Genomic DNA, 18385 nt, shown 5'->3' with positions numbered 1-18385 from the left:
GGCGGAGGACCTGGTGCCCCGCCGCCGCTCGAGGTGATGACGATCGCGCCATCTTCGACCTTGACCTGGTCGACTGGCGGTGTGGTCGATCCCGAAAGCAGCAGTTCGCCGGGGTCCGTCGCTTGGCCAGGAGGGGCGGCAGGCGGGAGGCTTCCCGTCAGTTGTCCCGGTGTTTCGGACTTGTCTGGCTTCCCCTGATTTCCCGGATCGACGGCGACGTCGAACGTTCCCTGGTCGACGACGACCGGACCGCCCGCGGCGGGCCCCATTCCTGCGCCCGGCGGCGGGCCGACCGGCCCGTTTCCGGGACCCGAGTTGGGCGCGCCCGGGGAATCCCGCGGCGAGTCAGCAATTGTCGGCACGGAATTGGTGCCGGTGGTCCGCTGATTCAAATACGGCAATGAGACTGGAGCCGAACTGCGCGGCGCCCCCGGAGGCAGCGGTACAGGAGCAGCAACCACCGGATTGGTCGCGAGCGCGGCAACGGCGCAGGCGCAGAGGAACAAAGCTCCGCGCCGGGCCCGCATGCCCATCCCTTTTGCGTCGTTGTAAGCCAAGCCCCGCGCGCCCCTTTTCCCGGTATGACGCGAATGCAACCATTTTGGTGGTTGTCCGCAGGCCAACAGCGAATCGGCTCGACGCGCAAGCGGTTTCGGTTAGGAAGCTGTTCTATAACGGGATTTTAATAGTTAACGTTACCGGCTGTTTACCATGTCGTGTGAACGACTCGGGCGTCGCCCCGCTAACTATCGTTAGTTGGATGAGCCACGATCGGACGGTAACCCATTAGCAGTTCGGGAGATCTGCAGTGGCTGCGTACCGCTTGTATGAAATGGATGGTGCAGGGCGATTTTCCACCGCCGACTGGATTGAAGCGGAAGACGACGAGCGGGCAATTGCCGCCGTTACGTCCAAAATGGCGTCAGCTCCCTTCGAGCTTTGGCAGGGAAACCGTCTGGTGGCGCGAAGCGCTTCCGGGACGACGGAACAGCGCGCGGACTAGTTGTCGTCGAAGTAGCGCTGACCGCGCGCCTTCATCGCGCCCTCCAGCAACCGTTCGGAGGTTTCTTCCGCGGCACCCGGAGTCAGCCTGACGTCCACATTGTCAGGCCCCGTCTGCCGGACAACGCCCTCTTCCGCATCAACACGGCTGGCTTCGTCATAGATCTGGTCATCGGGGTTCGTCATTGCCGGAAGAACGGCTGACCGTCCTCTCAATGTCCTCAACCCGGCGCGCGCCAGCAACGGCTGAAGCGTCAGTTACGCTCTTCGAGCCGCTCCAGCCGTGCCCGCACGAGCGCAATTGCCTGGGCAACGGCCTCCTCGACCGACAGATTGCTCGTGTCCAGGACGATTGAGCCAGGGGCTTGTGCGAGAGGCGCTGAATCGCGGTTGGTGTCTCGCGCGTCGCGGGCCTTCAGGTCGCACAACACCTCATCGAAATGCGCCGGCATTCCCCGCGCCAGGAGCTCGCGCACCCGCCGCTGCGCACGCACTTCTTCGGTGGCAGTTACGAACAGCTTGGCAGTTGCATCCGGAGCGATGACGGTTCCTATGTCGCGACCGTCGAGGACGGCCCCGCCCGGCTGCGCGGCAAACGCTTTCTGGCGCTCGAGCAAGGCCTCGCGGACAGCCGGATAGGCGGAAATCTTCGACGCTATCCTCGACACCGGCTCGCTTCGAAGCTCGGGGTCTTCCAGGTTGGATCCAATGTCCTCGCACGCCCGCACCGCCTCGAACTCGCTGTTGGGATCGCCGCCCCAGCGCCACAGGTTCAGGGCGGCGGCGCGATACAAGGCGCCCGTGTCCATGTGCGGCAACTGGAAATGCGCTGCGATCGCTCGTGCGATGGTTCCCTTCCCGCTGGCGGCGGGGCCGTCGACCGCGATCACGATCGGCCGCGGCAGGCGCTCGTTCGATGCGACACGGTTATTCAAGGGACGGCGCTTTGACAGCGCCAAATGCCTATGGCAAGGCGCCCGCCGAACGCGACCAAGGCTCTTTCGAGCCGGCGCCGAACACCCTTTGAATGGAGCTTAGGACCCGATGGTCAAACCTGAGTGGGGCACCAAGCGGACTTGCCCCAAGTGCGCGACCCGATTCTACGACCTCGGCAACGAGGACCCGGTGCATTGCATCGAATGCGGCACCGAATGGGTCCCCGAGCCCGTGCTGAAGTCCAAGCAGCCGATGCCGTTCGAGCCGCAGGCCGAGGCTAAGGAAAAGAAGGACGAGGATCTCGAGGCCGAAGAGCTCGCCATCGACGAGGATGAGGAGCCCAGCGCAGACGACGAAGTCGACCTTGCCACCGACGACGACGATCTGGGCGTCAAGAAGGCCGGCGAAGACGAGGAAAGCTGATCAGATTTCCCGTTTGCGCCGCTGAGAACATCGCTTAAAGGCGCTTGGGAACGGGGCCGTAGCTCAGCTGGGAGAGCGTCGCAATGGCATTGCGAAGGTCAGGGGTTCGATCCCCCTCGGCTCCACCACCCCTCGAAAAGACCGCTGATTTCAAGCACATAGGCTTGCCATTACTGCGCAGGTAGCGCGGCCTGCTGCAGCTGGGCTTGCGTGAGGCGCGCCGACGCCGGGATCTCCGCAAGAAGCCATTCGCGAAATCGCTTGATCTTCGGCACCATGCGCCGCTCGGGTGGATAGACCAGCCAATAAGCCCAGCCGCGCGTCGAGATGCGGTCGGCGAAGAGCATCACCAGCCGGCCTTCGGCAATATCGTTCTGCCAGAAGAAGGGCGTGAGAAGGGCTATTCCTAGCCCGGCCATCGCCGCGTGCCCCTCGTTGGCCTGGTTGTCCAAACGGACTCCGCGCCTCTTCGCCACGCCGTCGGCGGCAAGGCCGGCGTCGGAAAACCATTGCGCCCACCAGTCGTCCTCCGGAGTGATGAGGTTGAGGTCGAACAGGTCCCTGGGCTCGATCTTCCGGCCGAGCGATGCTTCGGCCTTGGCGATGAATTCGGCACTCGCCATCGGAGTGAATTCCGACTGGACCAGGAGGTGCCTCTCCAGTCCCTCCCAATTGCCAGTGCCGCCGCGGATTCCAACGTCGGCGTCGCCCGAGCGAAGGTCCATGACCTCGTTGCCGGTAGTCATCCGAACCGCCAGATCCGGATGCTCCATCTGGAAGGCACCGAGGCGCCAGGCGAGCCAGGTGTTGGCAAAGGTGACCGTCGTCGTGATGGTGAGCAGCGATTCATCCTCCGCGCGGTGGGCGGCGAAGGCTGCTTCAATCGAGTCGAACGCTTGGCTCAACGGAGGCAGGAGCCGGGTGCCGAGCGGAGTTAGCCGGACCCGCCCGCGCTCGCGGGTGAAGAGTTGGGCGCCCAGCCGCTCCTCGAGCGCCTTTACTTGGTAGGAGACTGCCGCCTGGGTCATCCCAAGCTCCGCCGCGGCTGCGGTGAAATTCTCGTTCCGGGCAGCCGCCTCGAAGGTGCGGACGGCAGTCAGCGGAGGCAGCTTGCGCATGGCCGCTGCATAAGCTGAGTTTATCGCCCGTGTCGAGCGTTTGATTGGCGAAACGAGACTGGTGCCCGTAGATATTGTTGCACCGCCGGCGGAGAAACTCCCTCCCCTCCCCAGCCCCTCTTCGCCGGCGGAAGCAACAGGAGTTAGCTCGACATGACTTATAGCCTAGCCCGCCGGCTGTTCGTCGAGAACGGCCCGGCCGATCAAGCCGCCATCGTCGCCGCAGGCCGCCCCTCGGTCCGCTTCCTCGCCTGGCGCAAGCTCGACACGCAGCGCCGGCTCGAGGCCGTCGAAAAGGCGATGGCCGCGCCCGCCAACGACTGCATCGACGACCTTCCACTGGCCCTTTGAAGGAGATGGTGACCATGATGGACGAAATCTTCGACCGCTCCTACCAGGACGGCCGCGCTCAGCTGAACGCCGGGCTTGCTCGGCTCTTCCACCGCACCGGGACGGCGGCCCTGACCGCATTCGAGGTGCTCAACCGCATCGAGTTCCAGGCTCCCTGGCTTGAGCTTAAGCGCAAAGGGCGTCGTGCCTGAACGGAGGTGAGGAGCGCGGCCGCACGCACCGCGCTCCTTTTCCTCAAGCTTTTAGCAGACGAGGCTTTGTCAAAGAAAATCAGCGGCTTGTCGAACAGGCATGTTGCAAGCCCGATCCTCTCCCCTAGGGTCCAGGCTTGCCGATTCGCAGCCTTCCGGGGGAATCTTCTTCGTGATTCATCGTTCGTTGTTTTCGTGCGCCAGCAGCATCGCCGTCGCAATCTCGCTCGCATTTGCCCCGGCGCCCGCCTCCGCCGCAGCGCCGGCGACAGCCGCTGCGCAGACGCAGACCAACGGATGGGGAGTCCGGCTCACCGACGTCACCCCGGACCCGGCGATCCGCTACGGCACTCTGCCCAACGGAATGAAATATGCGATCATGCGCAACTCGACGCCGAAGGGCGCCGCGTCGCTGCGACTGCAATTCGCGTTCGGATCGCTCGGCGAGAAGGAGAACGAGCGGGGGCTCGCGCACTTCATCGAGCACATGGCCTTCAACGGCACCACCCATGTTCCGGAAGGGGACATGATCAAGATCCTGGAGCGCCAGGGCCTCGCCTTCGGCCCGGACACCAACGCCGTCACCGGCTTCGACAGCACCACGTACATGCTCGATGTCCCCAGGACCGATGACGAGCACGTCGACACGGCCCTTTTCCTGCTCCGCGAAGTCGCCGGCGAAGTGAAGTTCGACCCTGCGGCGGTCGAGCGCGAGCGCGGAGTCGTGCTCGGCGAGAGGCGGGCGCGAGACAGCTTCCAGCTCCGCCAGCTTATCGACGTGCTTGGCTTCGACCTTCCCTCGACGCCGTATCCCAACCGGATTCCAATCGGGACCGAGGAGGTTATCAAGACTGCGTCCGCGGACACCGTTCGGGCGCTCTATCACCGCTATTACCGGCCGGAGAACGCGACGCTCGTCTTCGTCGGCGATGCCGATCCGGCGCTGATCGAAGCGAAAATCAAGAAATCCTTCGGCGACTGGAAGGAGGTCGGACCCGCCGGCGGCGAGCTGCCGCGCGGGACCGTCGATCTTTCGCGCAAGGCTGACTTCGACACATTCATCGACCCTGCCGTTCCGACGACCGTCGACGTGACCATCATGCGCGAGTGGCAGAAGCCCGTCGATACGATCGCTTATAGGCAGCAGAAGGTGCTCGAAGCGCTGGCGACCGGGATCGTCAACCGCCGCCTGGCACGGCTTTCGAACGCTTCCAATACGCCGCTTCTGGGCGGAGCGATGATCGTCCAGGACCAGAAGGACACCGCCCGGGTCACGACGCTGAAGCTCGCGGCCAAGGACGGCGCGTGGAAGGACGCGGTGAGCGCGGCCGAGCAGGAGGTTCGCCGTGCGCTCCAGTACGGAGTGACCGCGGGAGAGCTCAAGACGGAGCTGGCCGCCACCGAGACCGCTCTTCGTACTGCCGCGGAGCAGGAAGGCACCCGCAACAACAAGGCGCTTGCGGACGCAATCGTCGGCACGGTGGACGAGGATAAGTTCGTCACCACGCCGACCTTTCGCTACGCAATGTTCCAGAAGATGGCGGCGTCGATCACTCCGGCGCAGATCGGTGCGACGCTGAAGTCGCTGTGGACCGGAAGCCCTCCGCTGGTTCACCTCAGCTCGAAGCAGGAGGTTCCGATCGCGGAACTTGCGAGCGCGTTCGACTCAAGCCGGGCCGTGGCTGTTGCCGCTCCGGCCGATGCCGCGACCGCCGCGTTTGCGTATGACAGCTTCGGAACACCCGGAAAGGTGGTCCAGGACAAAAGGATCGCCGACCTTGGCGTCCGCACCGTCCGCTTCGCGAACAACGTACGCCTCAACATCAAGAAGACGGATTTCGACGCCGGCAAGGTGCTCTTCATCGTGCGGCTCGGCGACGGTGTTCTCGACTTGCCCAAGGACAAGCCGGGGCTGAATGTGATGCTTTCGTCCATGTCGGCTCTTGCCGGCCTGAAGAAGCACTCGTTCGAAGAGTTGAAGGAGCTGGGCGCTGGCAGGGTCCTGTCGTTCGGCACAGGCGTTACCGACGATGCGTTCGTCGCTAGCGGAGCTACCACTCCCAAGGACCTGGCGCTCCAGATGAAGGTCAGCGCGGCATACCTGCTCGACCCGGGCTTCAGGCCCGAGGCGGAGAGCAAGTGGCGCAACGCCGTGCCGGTGCTCGAGAAGCAGGTAGACTCGCAGCCGCAGGCGGTTGCCGCCCTTCGACTTCCGGTCCTGCTCGCTGACGGCGACCAGCGGTTCGGAATGCCTTCGGGCGACATTCTGTCGAAGCGCAGCTTCGATGAGGCTCGGGCCGCACTGGCTCCGGCAATCGCGTCCGGCGCGGTCGAGATCACCGTCGTCGGCGACGCTGACGAGCAGGCGGTGATCGATGCCGTCGCCGCATCGTTCGGAGCGGTGGGTCCGCGCAAGCTGGAGAAGAGTCCGCTCGCCGGAGCGACGAAGGCGGCCTTCCGGAGCGAGCGCTCGCCGATCAGCCTCACGCACGACGGCGCGGTGGACCAGGCGCTGGTCGAAGCCGCGTGGCCGACCGACGACGACCACGACTTCCGAAAGGAGGTCGCGATGGACCTGCTGACGCAAACGCTCGACGTGATGCTCACCGAAAAGGTGCGCGAGTCACTAGGCGACAGCTATGGAGTTAGCCTTCAGAACATGATGTCGGACGCCTTCCCGGGCTTCGGCTATCTGTCCGCGAGCGCGGTCGTCGCTCCGGACAAGATGGACGAGGTGGAGAAGGCGATCGCGGAAACCGCCGCCGAGCTTCGCGACAAGCCTGTGGACGCCGACGTTCTCGCCCGCGCACGCAATCCGGAGCTCGACAAGATCGACCGGCAGATGCGCGAGAACGGTTTCTGGCTCGGAGCGCTGTCGAAGAGCCAGAGCGATCCCGAGCGGCTCGACCGGATCCGCCAGCGCAAGGCGATCCTTCAGTCGATTACGGCAGCGGACCTGCAGAAGCTGGCGAAAGAATATCTGCAGCCCAACCGGCTCCAGACCGCCCGAATCGTCAGCAGCAAGCTCGCGGCGGCTGCGACGCCGGGGACGACGGGCAAGTAGCGTCAATTGCGATGGGGCGGCGGCTCGCCTATAGCCGCCGTCCCATCCAATCTTGCTGGAGCGCATCACCCCACATGGCTCGTCGCCGTCAGATCTACGAAGGCAAGGCCAAGATCCTCTACGAGGGTCCCGAGCCAGGTACCCTGATCCAGTACTTCAAGGACGATGCAACGGCGTTCAACGCGCAGAAGCGCGGGACGATCAACGGCAAGGGTGTGCTGAACAACCGGATTTCCGAGCATATCTTCACCGCGCTCGCGGCGATCGGAGTCCCGACCCACTTCATCCGCCGTCTGAACATGCGCGAGCAGCTGATCCGGCAGGTCGAGATCATCCCCATCGAGGTGGTTGTCCGCAACGTTGCCGCCGGCTCGATCTCGAAGCGCCTCGGGATCGATGAAGGCACGCAGCTGCCGCGGACCATCATCGAATATTATTACAAGGACGATGCGCTCGGCGATCCGATGATCTCCGACGAGCATATCGCCTGCTTCGGCTGGGCGACCCAGGAAGAAATGAACGACATCGCCGACATGGCGATCCGCGTGAACGACTTCCTGTCGGGCATGTTCGCGGCGATCGGAATCCGGCTGATCGACTTCAAGCTGGAGTTCGGCCGGGTCTGGGACGGCGACTATGCGCGGATCATCCTCGCCGACGAGATCAGCCCCGACGGCTGCCGCCTGTGGGACCTCAAGTCCAATGAGAAGCTAGACAAGGACCGGTTCCGCCTGGACCTCGGCAAGGTCGCGGAGGCATACCAGGAAATCGCCCGCCGCCTCGGCTTGATGCCAGAGGGCGAGGAAGAGAACGCCGTCCTCGATTTCGACAGCCATCGCCGCAAGCGCGGGCGCTAGACTACCTCAGCCTTCGATCACTTCGAAGTGCGTGACCTCGGGCTCTAGCTCGAGCAGGAAGCCGGGATCGAAGTCGTAATATTTGGCCTTGGTCAGCGCGTCGCCGGCGAAGCGGCGGATCGCGTCGAGGTCCTGCCACAACGTGAACATCTCCACGTGGACCACGTCGCCGTCGCGCCGGTGGAGGCACCAGGCGCCGCGATTGCCCTCGGTCGAGCGATAGTCGGCGAGGCCCACCTCCTTCATCAGGCGCAGATATTCGTCGGCCTTGTCGACGGGAATTCGGCCGTGCCAGCGTCGTGCAATCATCGTGACGTCCTCTTGCTTGACGTCCCCTAAGCCCGCATCTGCCCTATCAATGCAGCGCGTCCGTGTCGTCACCCTCAATGCAGCGCTTGGCCCGCTCGATTACCGGGTTCCCGACGGGATGAACGTCGAGCCCGGCTCAGTCGTCGTCGCGCCGCTGGGGCCCCGACAGCTGATCGGCGTCGTCTGGGAGCCGGAGCGGCTTCAGACCGAAGAAGTGGGTGACAACCGGCTAAGGCCGCTGGTCTCCGTCATGACCGTTCCGCCGGTTCCGGACCCCGTTCGGCGTCTGGTCGAATGGACGAGCGATTATTACCTGGCGCCGCCGGCATCGGTCCTTCGGATGGTCCTTCCATCCTCGGCAGCTCTCGAAGGCCCGCGCCAGCTTACCGAATATGCGCCGACCGGCCAGACGCCGGAGCGCCTGACCCCGCAGCGCAAGAAGGCGCTTGCCGGCATCGAAGGGCGGCAAGGGACGATCCGCGAGCTCGCCGATCATGCCGGAGTGAGCGATTCGGTAATGCGCGGCCTGATGAACGCCGGCGCTCTTGGGCCGGTGCAGGTTACCGCCGACCGGCCGCTCGCCTGCCCGGACCCGGACCACTCGCCGCCGGACCTCAATGAGGAGCAGCGCGAGGCCGCGGCGTCGCTTGCCGAGGCGATCGGCAACGGCTTCGACCCGGTCTTGCTCGACGGCGTGACGGGGTCAGGAAAAACCGAGGTCTATTTCGAAGCGATCGCCGAGTGCCTCAGGCAGGGCAAGCAGGCGCTGGTCCTGCTTCCGGAGATCGCGCTGACCGAGCCCTTCCTCAAGCGGTTCGAGGCGCGGTTCGGGTGCGAGCCGGTCGCCTGGCATTCCGACCTCCGCTCGTCGCAGCGCCGCCGGGCGTGGCGCGGGATCGCATCGGGCGAAGCGAAGGTGACCGTCGGCGCCCGCTCCGCGCTGTTCCTGCCCTATCCCAACCTCGGCCTGATCGTCGTCGACGAGGCCCACGAGCCGAGCTTCAAGCAGGAGGACGGGGTCCAGTATCACGCCCGCGACACGGCGGTGATGCGCGCCAAGTTCGAGGACATTCCGATCGTCCTTTCGACCGCAACACCCCCGATCGAGAGTCGCCACATGGTGGAGATCGGGCGCTATCGCGAGCTCACGCTGGCGAGCCGCTTCGCCGGGGCGAGCCTGCCTGAAATGCGGGCAATCGACCTTACGCAGGACCCGCCGCCACGCGGCCGCTGGCTGGCGCCGACGCTCGTCAACGAGCTTCAGGCAAATCTGGAGCGAGGGGAGCAGTCTTTGCTGTTCCTCAACCGACGCGGCTTCGCTCCCCTGACTCTGTGCCGCAACTGCGGCCATCGCTTTCAATGTCCGAATTGCACCGCCTGGATGGTCGAGCACCGGCTGATGCACCGGCTCGCCTGCCATCATTGCGGCCACGTGATGCCGCCGCCGAAGGCCTGCCCCGAATGCGGCGAGGAGGACAGCCTGGTCGCCTGCGGGCCTGGAGTGGAGCGGATCGCCGACGAGGTCGCCGAGCTATTCCCTGACGCTCGGACGGCGGTCGTCACGTCGGACACGATCTGGTCGCCCCTCCGTGCGGCAGAGTTCGTCGGGGCGATGGAAGCGGGAGCGATTGACGTCGTCATCGGCACTCAGCTCGTCACCAAGGGCTATCATTTCCCGAACCTGACGCTGGTCGGAGTGGTCGATGCAGACCTTGGCCTTCAAGGCGGCGACCTTCGAGCGGCGGAGCGAAGCTTCCAGCAGATCCAGCAGGTCGCCGGGCGAGCCGGGCGCGGCGACAAGCCCGGCCGCGTCCTGGTCCAGACCCACGACCCCGATGCGCCGGTGATCGCGGCGCTCGTCTCCGGCGACGGGCCCGGCTTTTATGAAGCCGAGACCGATGCACGGCGAGAGGCCGCCATGCCGCCGTTCGGACGGCTCGCCGCAATCGTCGTTTCCGCCGAAGACCCCTCCGAAGCCGAAGGCGTAGCTCGAAGGATCGGCATTGCAGCGCCGCAAGTGGAAGGGATGGCGGTTTTCGGCCCCGCCCCTGCCCCGCTGGCGATGCTTCGCGGGCGGCACCGGCAGCGCCTGCTCGTCCACGCGGCGCGAATGCTCGACGTCCAGGACGTCATCCGCGACTGGCTGGCCGGCGTCGAATGGGGGCCCAAGGTGCGGGTCAGCGTCGACGTCGATCCCTACAGCTTCCTCTAGACTCCGGCTCCGTTGCTGCCCTAGCCCTTTGGCGTGCCGTGACGATTGGGGGGTTCAATGATCGCGCGCATGGTCCTGCTATTAGCAGCGCTGCTTACCTTTCCGGCTGTGGCTTCGGCCGAATGGCAGCAGGCGAAGACGCGACACTTCATCATCTACGCTGACTGGGATTCGCCGAGTCTTCGCGATTACGCCGCCAAGCTGGAGCGCTTCGATCAGGCCGTCCGAAGCGCCCGGAAGATGCAGGATCCACAACTGAGCGATGCCGGCCGCTTGACGATCTACGTGTTCAAGGACCCCGCGACCCTCGCGTATTTCACCGAGACCGGCACCGGCACCCTGGGCTTCTATACCTCGAGAGCTTCCGGCGCTTTCGCTTACGTCGCACGCTACAAGCCGCATGGACCGGGCGACTACAGTTCGGACATCCTTTTCTTCCACGAATATGCGCATCACCTGATGTTCCAGAGCTCGACCGACTATTACCCGCCGTGGCTCGTCGAAGGCTTCGCCGAGCTTCTTGCGACGGCAATTGTCGATGAGGATGGGACGGTGACTTTCGGATCGGCGGCAAACCACCGGTCCGCCGGAGTTTTTGCGCCGGACCACGATTTCCCGATCTCCGCGATGGTGGGGGACGCCGACCGCAGGTTGAACGGCTGGGAATCCGAGCTCCTCTATTCACGCGGGTGGCTGCTCACCCACTATCTGACCTTCGAGCCGTCACGGAAGGGCCAGATCGATCGTTATGTCGACGGCATCCGCTCCGGAATGACACCGCTCGATTCAGCGAAGGCTGCATTTGGCGACCTGCTTCAGCTCGATCGCGACCTGGACTCTTACGCTCGGCGAGGGTCGCTCACCGGAACGGTGGTTCACATCGATCCTTCGAAGATCGGCGCAATCGACATCCGCCAGCTCAGCGACGCCGAAGCCGCCATCCTTCCCGTGCGAATGGAATCGGACATGGGCGCGAACAAGGTGACCGCTGACCGAATTGCCGGGAAGGCCCGCAGGATCGCAGGCCGTTATCCAAACGTCGCTTTCGTGCAGTCGAGCCTCGCACAGGCGGAACATGACGCGCGAAACTACGCCGCCGCCAACACAGCAGCCGATCACGCGCTTGCCGCTGATCCGAACAACGTTCGGGCGCTGATCTACAAGGGCCGGGCCCTGATGCAGCTGGCGAAGGCCAACCCTGCGGCGGCGAACTGGAACGACATTCGCGGCTGGTTCATCCGCGCCAACCATCTCGACCCGGAAAATCCCGAGCCGCTGATGCTCAACTTCCGCACCTACGAGGAAGGCGGTTCTGCGCCGACTTCGAGCGCTGTCCAGGGGCTTCTCTATGCGCTGGTGCTTGCACCTCAGGATGACACGCTCCGGCTGATGGCCGTCAGGCAGCTCCTAGCCGAAGGGAGGCTCGAGGAGGCCCGCAAGGACTTCGGGCCGCTGGCTTCAAATCCGCACGCGGACAGCTTCCGCAGCACTGCAAAAGCAATCGTCGTCGCGATGCACGCCTCCGACGCCTCTACGGCCATCGCACTGATCGATGCCTGGAACAGCAAACATCCCGATGATGATTAAGGTATTTGGCGTCGCGTAGGCTGGTGCTGCTAAGTCGAGCAATTTCATCGCCTTGAAGCGCGCGCGATAGCTGCTTAGGCTGCGCCCCGCCGAGAATGGGGGAGTTCATGTACCGTATGTTTTTGGCCCTGGCGGCGCTCGTCGCCAGCGTTGCCGCGAGCGCCGAGCCCGTGTGGCAGGCGGCTGAGACCAAGCATTTCGTTATCTACAGCAAGAGCTCGAACCAGCGGATCGAGGAGCTCGCCACCGACCTCGAGAAGTATGACAAGCTGCTTCGCATGGCGACCGCGATCGACGAGGAGGTGAAGCCGGTTAGGGTCCGTATCTACGAAGTCGACGACATGAGCGACGTCCAGAAGGCACTGGGCATGGACTACACCACGGGGATCGGCGGCTTCTACACCAGCAACTCGCTCGGCCCGTTCCTGGTGACCCCGCGCAAGACCGGGCTGGAGCCAGAGCACTTCACTCCCGAAATCGTCCGCCACCACGAATATTCGCACCATTTCATGCTTCAATATTTCCCGGCCACCTATCCGGGTTGGTACGTTGAGGGCTTCGCCGAGCTGATCGGCTCTAGCAAGGTCATGGACGACGGGCGGATCGGCTACGGAATGCCGGCGCGGACCCGGGGGAACGACATCGCTGTCGACTGGGTCCCGCTCCAGGAGCTGATGACCAATGAGTCTGTCAAATATCTCGATACGTACGGCCAAGGCTGGGCACTCACCCACTTCCTCACCTTCGACAAGGAGAGGTCGGCGCAGTTTCGGCAATATCTTGCGCAGCTAACCGCCGGAAAGAGCTTCGCCGAGGCAGCGAAGGTCTTCGGCGATCTCAACGAGCTCGACCGCGAAGCCAGGCGCTACGTCACCGCCGGCACCTTCACCTACCGACCGGTCAAGGTCGAAATCGCAAAGCCGGTCATCATGTCCATGCGGCGGCTGTCGGCTGGCGAAGCCGCGCTGGTCCCGCAGGTCATTTCCTATGACGACGACGACCTGGACGCGATCAAGAAGACCGGCGTGCGCCAGCATGAGCTCGCCCGGCGCGAGCGCAACCTGCAGCGGATTCGGCAGGTCGTCGCACAATATCCCGGCGATCCGTTCGCGCTGCACTTCCTGGCCGAGGCGGAATATGCGTCAGGCAATTACGCGCAGTCAGAAGCTGCGGCGGACCGCCTGCTCGCGATCCGACCCAACGATGTCGATGGCCTCGCCCGCAAATCGCTTGCCATGTCCATGGGGCTGGCGACGCTTAGTGCCGGCAAGGCTTCCGCGGCGGCCGCGGCTCGGGCGCTGGCGGTGAAGGCCAACCAGCTCGATCACGACAATCCGCTTCCGTTGCTCGCTTATTATCAGAGCTTCCACGAAGCGGGCGAGAAGGCGCCAAAGCTGGCGACGGAAGGGCTGATGCAGGCGGTGTCGACTCTTCCGGCAAATACCAGCGCCCGGGAGCTGCTGGTCGACGAACTGGCCTCCGAGCATCGCTGGAACGAGGCTATGGCCTGGCTCGCGCCGATCGCCAACGACCCGCACGATTCACCGCTTCGCGACAGCGCCCGGGACAAGATGGACTGGCTGAAAAAGCAGCTCGCCGCCGATCCGAAGACGAAGCAGGCGGAGCAAGCGGCGAACTAGAGTGGGAGGCGCTCCTGCGCTTCCCGCGCGATCACGCCTTCGGCGGCCAGCAGCTTTTTCTTGTTCGGGAGCCCGCCGCCATAGCCGCCAAGGGTTCCGTCGCTGCGGATGACTCGGTGGCAGGGAATCAGGACCGAGACGTGATTGTCGCCGTTGGCCGTGCCGACCGCTCGAACCGCCTTCGGGTGGCCGATTGCAGCGGCGATCTGGGCGTAGCTGCGGGTCTCACCGAGCGGGATCTTCCGAAGCTCGCGCCACACCGCTTCCTGGAAGGCCGTGCCTGCAACGTCGATGGGAAGCTCGGGTGCCGCCGACGGGCGCTGCATCGCGACAAGCGCGCCCTCGATCAGCTCGCGCATTCCGCCTCCGTCCTCGACGATCGTGGCATTAGGAAACAGCCGGCGGAGCGAGGCTTCGCTGTCGTTGAACGTCAGCCTGCAAACGCCTTTTGAGGTCGCCGCGATCAGCATTGGCCCAAGCGGACTGTCGAAGGTCGTCCAGCGGATCGTTTCGCCGCGACCGCCGTCGCGCCACGCCGACGGAGTCATTCCCATCCGTTCCTTTGCGTCCGCATAGAAGCTGCTCGGCGCTGAATAGCCCGAATCGTAGATCGCATCGGTCACTCGCCCATTCTCCTTGAGGTTCTTTTCGGCGCGTTTCGCACGAAGCGCGCGGGCATATTCGGCGGGGGATACTCCGAGGTCCCGCTTGAACAGCCGCTGGAAGTGGTGCGGGGCGTAACCTACGGCCGCTGATATCTCGTCGAGAGTCGGTGCTTCTTCGGCCGCTTCGATAAGCTTCACCGCTTTGGCCACGGCCTCGCGGTCGCGGCTCACCTCGTCGGGCTTGCAGCGCAGACAGGCGCGGTAGCCGGCAGCGCTGGCCTCGCTTGCGGACGCGAAAAACTCGACGTTTTCTCGCTTGGGACGCTTGGCCGGACAGCTCGGCTTGCAATAGATGCCGGTCGTCTTGACGGCGCCGATCACTCGGCCGTCCCAGCTTCGGTCCCGTCGCTCGAATGCGGCCCAGGCTTCCTGGTCAGCAATCATCAGCATCTGTCGATCCTCGCCGAAAAGCAGCCGCGGGCGGCGTTGTGCGCATGAATGTAGGCGATGTCCGGATTGTCGAACAGCTTGCGAATGCCGGAATCCGCCTCTCCCGGCTGCGTGATCAAGGCATCCGCCATCATGCCGTCGGCGTCGAATGCCCGGAGCGAGAGAATGCGCGGCTCGAACACCGGCGGCACCTCGTCGACATATTCCCCCTGCGGCGCATCGGCGACGAAGATCGCGTGGGAGGCGCGGTATGGGTTGGCGACGTCGTGGCTGACGTGGTTGAAAAGGATGACCGTCTCGCCGATCTCTCGGTCGAGCAGGCTGACCCGGCACGGAAAGCTCGGCTTCGTTGTGACCGTCATGCGTCGCATGCCGCGGCTCTCCAGCTCCGCGTCAGAAAGATCGAAGAGTGGGCGATAGGGCGTCGGATCCAGTCCGGTGATTCGGTATGTCATGCGCCGCTTTTACGTTCGCGCGCTGCAGCCCGCTTCCGACAGCTTGCGTTCAAACCAAATCTAGTGGTCTACCCGCCTTGCATCGCCCTGCACCCGCTGCTACGGGCGCGCCAACCCATGAGGGGCGTGCAGCTAACTGGCTGACAAGCGCCCCATTTTCGCATGGGGGCAATTCCAGTTCTGGAGCTTTGGGCGCGTGGAGACATCCGGCGGCATTCAGGCCAGCTTAGCAGGACGATACGCGTCCGCGCTGTTCAGCCTGGCGCGCGACGAAAAGCAGATCGATGCGGTAAGCCGCAGCCTCGATTCGCTCGGCTCGGCGCTCGTCGATTCCCGTGAGTTCGCCCAGCTCGTAGCCTCGCCGCTCGTCGACCGCGGCGACGCTGGCAAGGCGTTCGCTGCGGTGGCCGCCCAGCTGAAGCTGGACCCGATCACCGCCAATTTCCTTGGAGTGCTCGCCAGAAACGGCCGCAAGGGCAGGCTGGCCGAGGTGGTCCGGCTATTCCGGAGGCTGGCAGCGGATCATCGCGGCGAGACGACCGCCGAAGTTGTCTCCGCGCGCCCCCTGAGCGACAACCAGATCGCCGCTCTCAAGGCAAAGCTGAAGTCCCGCGCCGGCCGTGACGTCACGGTCGATGCCAAAACCGACCCCACCATCCTGGGAGGCCTGATCGTCAAGCTTGGAAGCGAGATGATCGACGATTCCCTGAGGACCAAACTCAACAGACTCGCCCAGGCGATGAAAGGCTAAGGCAAGACGATGGATATCCGCGCCGCTGAAATTTCCCGCGTCATCCGCGACCAGATCGCGAATTTCGCAGCCGACGAGGAGGTCGCCGAGGTCGGCACCGTCCTTTCCGTCGGCGACGGAATTGCGCGCATCTACGGCCTCGACAACGTCCAGGCCGGCGAGATGGTCGAGTTCGAAAACGGCGTTAAGGGCATGGCTCTCAACCTCGAGGCCGACAACGTCGGCGTGGTCATCTTCGGCTCCGACGAAGACATTCGCGAAGGCTCCAGCGCCAAGCGTACCGGCACCATCGTCGACGTTCCGATCGGCAAGGGCCTGCTTGGCCGTGTTGTGGACGCTCTTGGCAACCCGATCGACGGCAAGGGTCCGATCCAGTCCACCGAGCGCAGCCGGGTCGAGGTCAAGGCGCCGGGGATCATCCCGCGCAAGTCGGTCCACGAGCCGGTGCAGACCGGGCTCAAGGCGCTCGACGCGCTGGTCCCGATCGGCCGCGGCCAGCGCGAGCTGATCATCGGCGACCGCCAGACCGGCAAGACCGCCGTCGCGATCGATGCCTTCATCAACCAGAAGAACATCAACGCGTCCGGTGACGAAAGCCAGAAGCTCTACTGCATCTATGTGGCAATCGGGCAGAAGCGTTCGACCGTCGCCCAGATCGTCCGCCAGCTCGAAGAGAATGGCGCGATGGATTACACGATCGTCGTCGCCGCGACCGCTTCCGAGCCGGCTCCGCTGCAGTTCCTGGCCCCCTATGCCGGCTGCGCGATGGGCGAATATTTCCGCGACAACGGAATGCACGCGGTCATCGTTTATGACGATCTGTCCAAGCAGGCCGTCGCCTATCGCCAGATGTCGCTCCTCCTTCGCCGCCCGCCGGGCCGCGAAGCCTATCCGGGCGACGTTTTCTATCTTCACAGCCGCCTTCTCGAGCGCGCCGCCAAGATGAACGAGGACAATGGCTCCGGTTCGCTGACCGCGCTCCCGATCATCGAGACCCAGGCGGGCGACGTTTCCGCCTACATCCCGACGAACGTCATCTCGATCACGGACGGCCAGATCTTCCTTGAGACGGATCTGTTCTACCAAGGCGTCCGCCCGGCGATTAACGTCGGCCTGTCGGTCAGCCGAGTCGGCTCGGCCGCTCAGACCAAGGCGATGAAAAAGGTCGCCGGGTCGATCAAGCTGGAGCTCGCCCAGTATCGCGAAATGGCGGCGTTCGCGCAGTTCGGTTCGGACCTCGATGCCTCGACCCAGAAGCTGTTGGCTCGCGGCGCCCGCCTGACCGAGCTTCTGAAGCAGCCGCAGTTCAGCCCGATGCCGGTCGAAGAGCAGGTCGCGTCCATCTATGCCGGCACCAACGGCTTCATCGACACCATCGATGTCGCCGCGGTCACCCGCTACGAGGCAGCGATGCTGAGCTTCCTTCGCTCCGAGCATCCGGAAATCCTCAAGACGATCCGAGACACCAAGACGCTCGACGACGATACCGCCGCCAAGCTCAGGGACGCGCTCACCGGGTTCGGGAAAACGTTCGCATAAGATGGCTTCCCTCAAGGCCCTCAAGCTCCGCATCGGCTCGGTCAAGTCGACGCAGAAGATCACCAAGGCGCTCAACATGGTTGCGGCGTCGAAGCTTCGGCGCGCCCAGCAGAATGCGACCGCCGCGCGGCCTTATTCGGAGCGGATGCGCTCGGTTGTCGCTTCGATCGCGGGCAAGGTCGTCGTCGGGCCAGAGAGCCCGAAGCTGCTTGCCGGGACCGGCAAGGACGACAGCCACCTGATCATCGTCGTCACCAGCGACCGAGGTCTTGCCGGCGCATTCAACAGCAACATCGTGCGCGCCGTCCGCCGCAAGGCCGACGAGCTGATCAACGGCGGAAAGACCGTCCGTTTCTACATCGTCGGCCGCAAGGGCCGCCCGGTTCTCCAGCGGCTCTACCCCAAGGCAATCATCGGGCAGTACGACACGACCGAGATGAAGAACCCGGGCTACGAGGTTGCATCGGCAATCGCCGAGGAAATCGTCGATCGTTTCAACAGCGGCGACTTCGACGTGGCCCACCTCGCCTACGCCAACTTCCGCTCGACGCTGGTTCAGGAGCCGACCGTCGACCAGATCATCCCGGTCGCCGCCGGAGAGGCCGGCGAGGCCCAATCTGGCAATGCGATGGTGGAATATGAGCCGGAAGAAGAGGAAATCCTCTCGGTTCTCCTGCCGCGCAACATCGCCGTTCAGATCTACCGGGCGCTGATCGAGAACCAGGCCGGCTTTTACGGATCGCAGATGACCGCGATGGACAATGCGACCCGCAATGCCGGCGACATGATCAATCGCCTCACCATTCAGTACAACCGCACCCGCCAGGCCGCGATCACGACCGAGCTGGTCGAAATCATTTCCGGCGCCGAAGCGCTCTAGAGTTTGAAAGAGGAC

The 18385-nt window shown here is 64.3% G+C and carries 18 protein-coding genes and 1 tRNA gene; 13 read left to right on the top strand and 6 right to left on the bottom strand.

The window, feature by feature from the left end; genetic code table 11:
* The first annotated feature begins 808 nt into the window (after positions 1-808).
* The gene (locus tag LZ519_RS00350; protein WP_249866765.1) at positions 809-1003 is read left to right on the top strand and encodes a hypothetical protein; all 195 of its coding nucleotides are present in this window, start codon (positions 809-811) and stop codon (positions 1001-1003) included.
* On the opposite strand, the gene LZ519_RS00345 is transcribed toward LZ519_RS00350, so the two are convergent.
* Entirely contained in the window at positions 1000-1188 is a 189-nt protein-coding gene (locus LZ519_RS00345; protein ID WP_249866764.1) for a hypothetical protein, read from the bottom strand. The genes LZ519_RS00350 and LZ519_RS00345 overlap by 4 nt on opposite strands.
* A gap of 68 nt (positions 1189-1256) precedes the next feature.
* Positions 1257-1895 (bottom strand): (d)CMP kinase, encoded by a 639-nt coding sequence (cmk, locus tag LZ519_RS00340; RefSeq protein WP_249868815.1) that lies wholly within the window; start codon positions 1893-1895, stop codon positions 1257-1259.
* A 151-nt stretch (positions 1896-2046) separates the two neighbouring features.
* Here cmk and LZ519_RS00335 point away from each other — a divergent pair, with 151 nt between their 5' ends.
* On the top strand, positions 2047-2361 hold the full coding sequence (locus LZ519_RS00335; RefSeq protein WP_249866763.1) for a TIGR02300 family protein: 315 nt from the start codon (positions 2047-2049) through the stop codon (positions 2359-2361).
* Between the two features lie 52 nt (positions 2362-2413).
* Positions 2414-2489, top strand: a tRNA-Ala gene (locus LZ519_RS00330).
* Between the two features lie 42 nt (positions 2490-2531).
* Here LZ519_RS00330 and LZ519_RS00325 read toward each other — a convergent pair.
* The gene (locus tag LZ519_RS00325; protein WP_249866762.1) at positions 2532-3479 is read right to left on the bottom strand and encodes a LysR substrate-binding domain-containing protein; all 948 of its coding nucleotides are present in this window, start codon (positions 3477-3479) and stop codon (positions 2532-2534) included.
* Between the two features lie 153 nt (positions 3480-3632).
* Here LZ519_RS00325 and LZ519_RS00320 point away from each other — a divergent pair, with 153 nt between their 5' ends.
* From LZ519_RS00320 to purC, 4 genes are all read left to right on the top strand, one after another.
* Complete coding sequence (locus LZ519_RS00320; RefSeq protein WP_249866761.1) at positions 3633-3830, top strand: hypothetical protein; 198 nt, start codon at positions 3633-3635, stop codon at positions 3828-3830.
* Positions 3831-3844: 14 nt separating this feature from the next.
* The gene (locus LZ519_RS00315) at positions 3845-4021 is read left to right on the top strand and encodes a hypothetical protein (RefSeq protein WP_249866760.1); all 177 of its coding nucleotides are present in this window, start codon (positions 3845-3847) and stop codon (positions 4019-4021) included.
* Between the two features lie 172 nt (positions 4022-4193).
* On the top strand, positions 4194-7085 hold the full coding sequence (locus LZ519_RS00310) for a M16 family metallopeptidase (protein ID WP_249866759.1): 2892 nt from the start codon (positions 4194-4196) through the stop codon (positions 7083-7085).
* A gap of 74 nt (positions 7086-7159) precedes the next feature.
* On the top strand, positions 7160-7942 hold the full coding sequence (gene purC, locus LZ519_RS00305; protein ID WP_249866758.1) for a phosphoribosylaminoimidazolesuccinocarboxamide synthase: 783 nt from the start codon (positions 7160-7162) through the stop codon (positions 7940-7942).
* A gap of 6 nt (positions 7943-7948) precedes the next feature.
* Here the strand turns inward: purC and LZ519_RS00300 are convergent, their stop codons facing one another.
* Positions 7949-8251: a hypothetical protein gene (locus tag LZ519_RS00300; protein ID WP_249866757.1), complete on the bottom strand. Its 303-nt coding sequence runs from the start codon at positions 8249-8251 to the stop codon at positions 7949-7951.
* Between the two features lie 16 nt (positions 8252-8267).
* Between LZ519_RS00300 and LZ519_RS00295 the strand changes: the two genes are divergently transcribed.
* From LZ519_RS00295 to LZ519_RS00285, 3 genes are all read left to right on the top strand, one after another.
* Complete coding sequence (locus tag LZ519_RS00295) at positions 8268-10463, top strand: primosomal protein N' (RefSeq protein WP_283937263.1); 2196 nt, start codon at positions 8268-8270, stop codon at positions 10461-10463.
* A 57-nt stretch (positions 10464-10520) separates the two neighbouring features.
* On the top strand, positions 10521-12050 hold the full coding sequence (locus LZ519_RS00290; protein WP_249866755.1) for a tetratricopeptide repeat protein: 1530 nt from the start codon (positions 10521-10523) through the stop codon (positions 12048-12050).
* A gap of 107 nt (positions 12051-12157) precedes the next feature.
* Complete coding sequence (locus tag LZ519_RS00285; RefSeq protein WP_249866754.1) at positions 12158-13690, top strand: tetratricopeptide repeat protein; 1533 nt, start codon at positions 12158-12160, stop codon at positions 13688-13690.
* On the opposite strand, the gene LZ519_RS00280 is transcribed toward LZ519_RS00285, so the two are convergent.
* Positions 13687-14745 (bottom strand): bifunctional transcriptional activator/DNA repair enzyme AdaA, encoded by a 1059-nt coding sequence (locus tag LZ519_RS00280; RefSeq protein WP_249866753.1) that lies wholly within the window; start codon positions 14743-14745, stop codon positions 13687-13689. The two genes, LZ519_RS00285 and LZ519_RS00280, sit on opposite strands and share 4 nt — an antisense overlap.
* Positions 14739-15200: a DUF1203 domain-containing protein gene (locus LZ519_RS00275; protein WP_249866752.1), complete on the bottom strand. Its 462-nt coding sequence runs from the start codon at positions 15198-15200 to the stop codon at positions 14739-14741. Before LZ519_RS00275 ends, LZ519_RS00280 begins: the two co-directional genes overlap by 7 nt.
* Positions 15201-15396: 196 nt before the next feature.
* Between LZ519_RS00275 and LZ519_RS00270 the strand changes: the two genes are divergently transcribed.
* The 3 genes from LZ519_RS00270 to LZ519_RS00260 are packed head-to-tail and all read left to right on the top strand — an operon-like array spanning position 15397 to position 18370.
* Positions 15397-15951: a F0F1 ATP synthase subunit delta gene (locus tag LZ519_RS00270; RefSeq protein ID WP_249866751.1), complete on the top strand. Its 555-nt coding sequence runs from the start codon at positions 15397-15399 to the stop codon at positions 15949-15951.
* 9 nt (positions 15952-15960) lie between these two features.
* The gene (gene atpA / locus LZ519_RS00265) at positions 15961-17490 is read left to right on the top strand and encodes a F0F1 ATP synthase subunit alpha (protein ID WP_249866750.1); all 1530 of its coding nucleotides are present in this window, start codon (positions 15961-15963) and stop codon (positions 17488-17490) included.
* A gap of 1 nt (position 17491) precedes the next feature.
* Positions 17492-18370 carry a F0F1 ATP synthase subunit gamma gene (locus LZ519_RS00260; protein ID WP_249866749.1) on the top strand — a complete coding sequence of 293 codons (879 nt, stop codon included), beginning with the start codon at positions 17492-17494 and terminating at the stop codon, positions 18368-18370.
* Positions 18371-18385: the final 15 nt, after the last annotated feature.

Origin of the sequence: Sphingomonas anseongensis (genome assembly GCF_023516495.1) — a bacterium.
In the GTDB taxonomy this organism is placed as follows: domain Bacteria; phylum Pseudomonadota; class Alphaproteobacteria; order Sphingomonadales; family Sphingomonadaceae; genus Sphingomicrobium; species Sphingomicrobium anseongensis.
This window is presented reverse-complemented; position numbering and strand designations above follow the sequence as displayed.

Bases quoted from the DNA above. Each gene is read 5' to 3' on its own strand.
- LZ519_RS00345 (WP_249866764.1), bottom strand. From the start codon at position 1,188: ATGACGAACCCCGATGACCAGATCTATGACGAAGCCAGCCGTGTTGAT.
- LZ519_RS00335 (WP_249866763.1), top strand. From the start codon at position 2,047: ATGGTCAAACCTGAGTGGGGCACCAAGCGGACTTGCCCCAAGTGCGCG.
- LZ519_RS00325 (WP_249866762.1), bottom strand. From the start codon at position 3,479: ATGCGCAAGCTGCCTCCGCTGACTGCCGTCCGCACCTTCGAGGCGGCT.
- LZ519_RS00320 (WP_249866761.1), top strand. From the start codon at position 3,633: ATGACTTATAGCCTAGCCCGCCGGCTGTTCGTCGAGAACGGCCCGGCC.
- LZ519_RS00315 (WP_249866760.1), top strand. From the start codon at position 3,845: ATGATGGACGAAATCTTCGACCGCTCCTACCAGGACGGCCGCGCTCAG.
- purC (WP_249866758.1), top strand. From the start codon at position 7,160: ATGGCTCGTCGCCGTCAGATCTACGAAGGCAAGGCCAAGATCCTCTAC.
- LZ519_RS00300 (WP_249866757.1), bottom strand. From the start codon at position 8,251: ATGATTGCACGACGCTGGCACGGCCGAATTCCCGTCGACAAGGCCGAC.
- LZ519_RS00290 (WP_249866755.1), top strand. From the start codon at position 10,521: ATGATCGCGCGCATGGTCCTGCTATTAGCAGCGCTGCTTACCTTTCCG.
- LZ519_RS00285 (WP_249866754.1), top strand. From the start codon at position 12,158: ATGTACCGTATGTTTTTGGCCCTGGCGGCGCTCGTCGCCAGCGTTGCC.
- LZ519_RS00280 (WP_249866753.1), bottom strand. From the start codon at position 14,745: ATGCTGATGATTGCTGACCAGGAAGCCTGGGCCGCATTCGAGCGACGG.
- LZ519_RS00275 (WP_249866752.1), bottom strand. From the start codon at position 15,200: ATGACATACCGAATCACCGGACTGGATCCGACGCCCTATCGCCCACTC.
- atpA (WP_249866750.1), top strand. From the start codon at position 15,961: ATGGATATCCGCGCCGCTGAAATTTCCCGCGTCATCCGCGACCAGATC.
- LZ519_RS00260 (WP_249866749.1), top strand. From the start codon at position 17,492: ATGGCTTCCCTCAAGGCCCTCAAGCTCCGCATCGGCTCGGTCAAGTCG.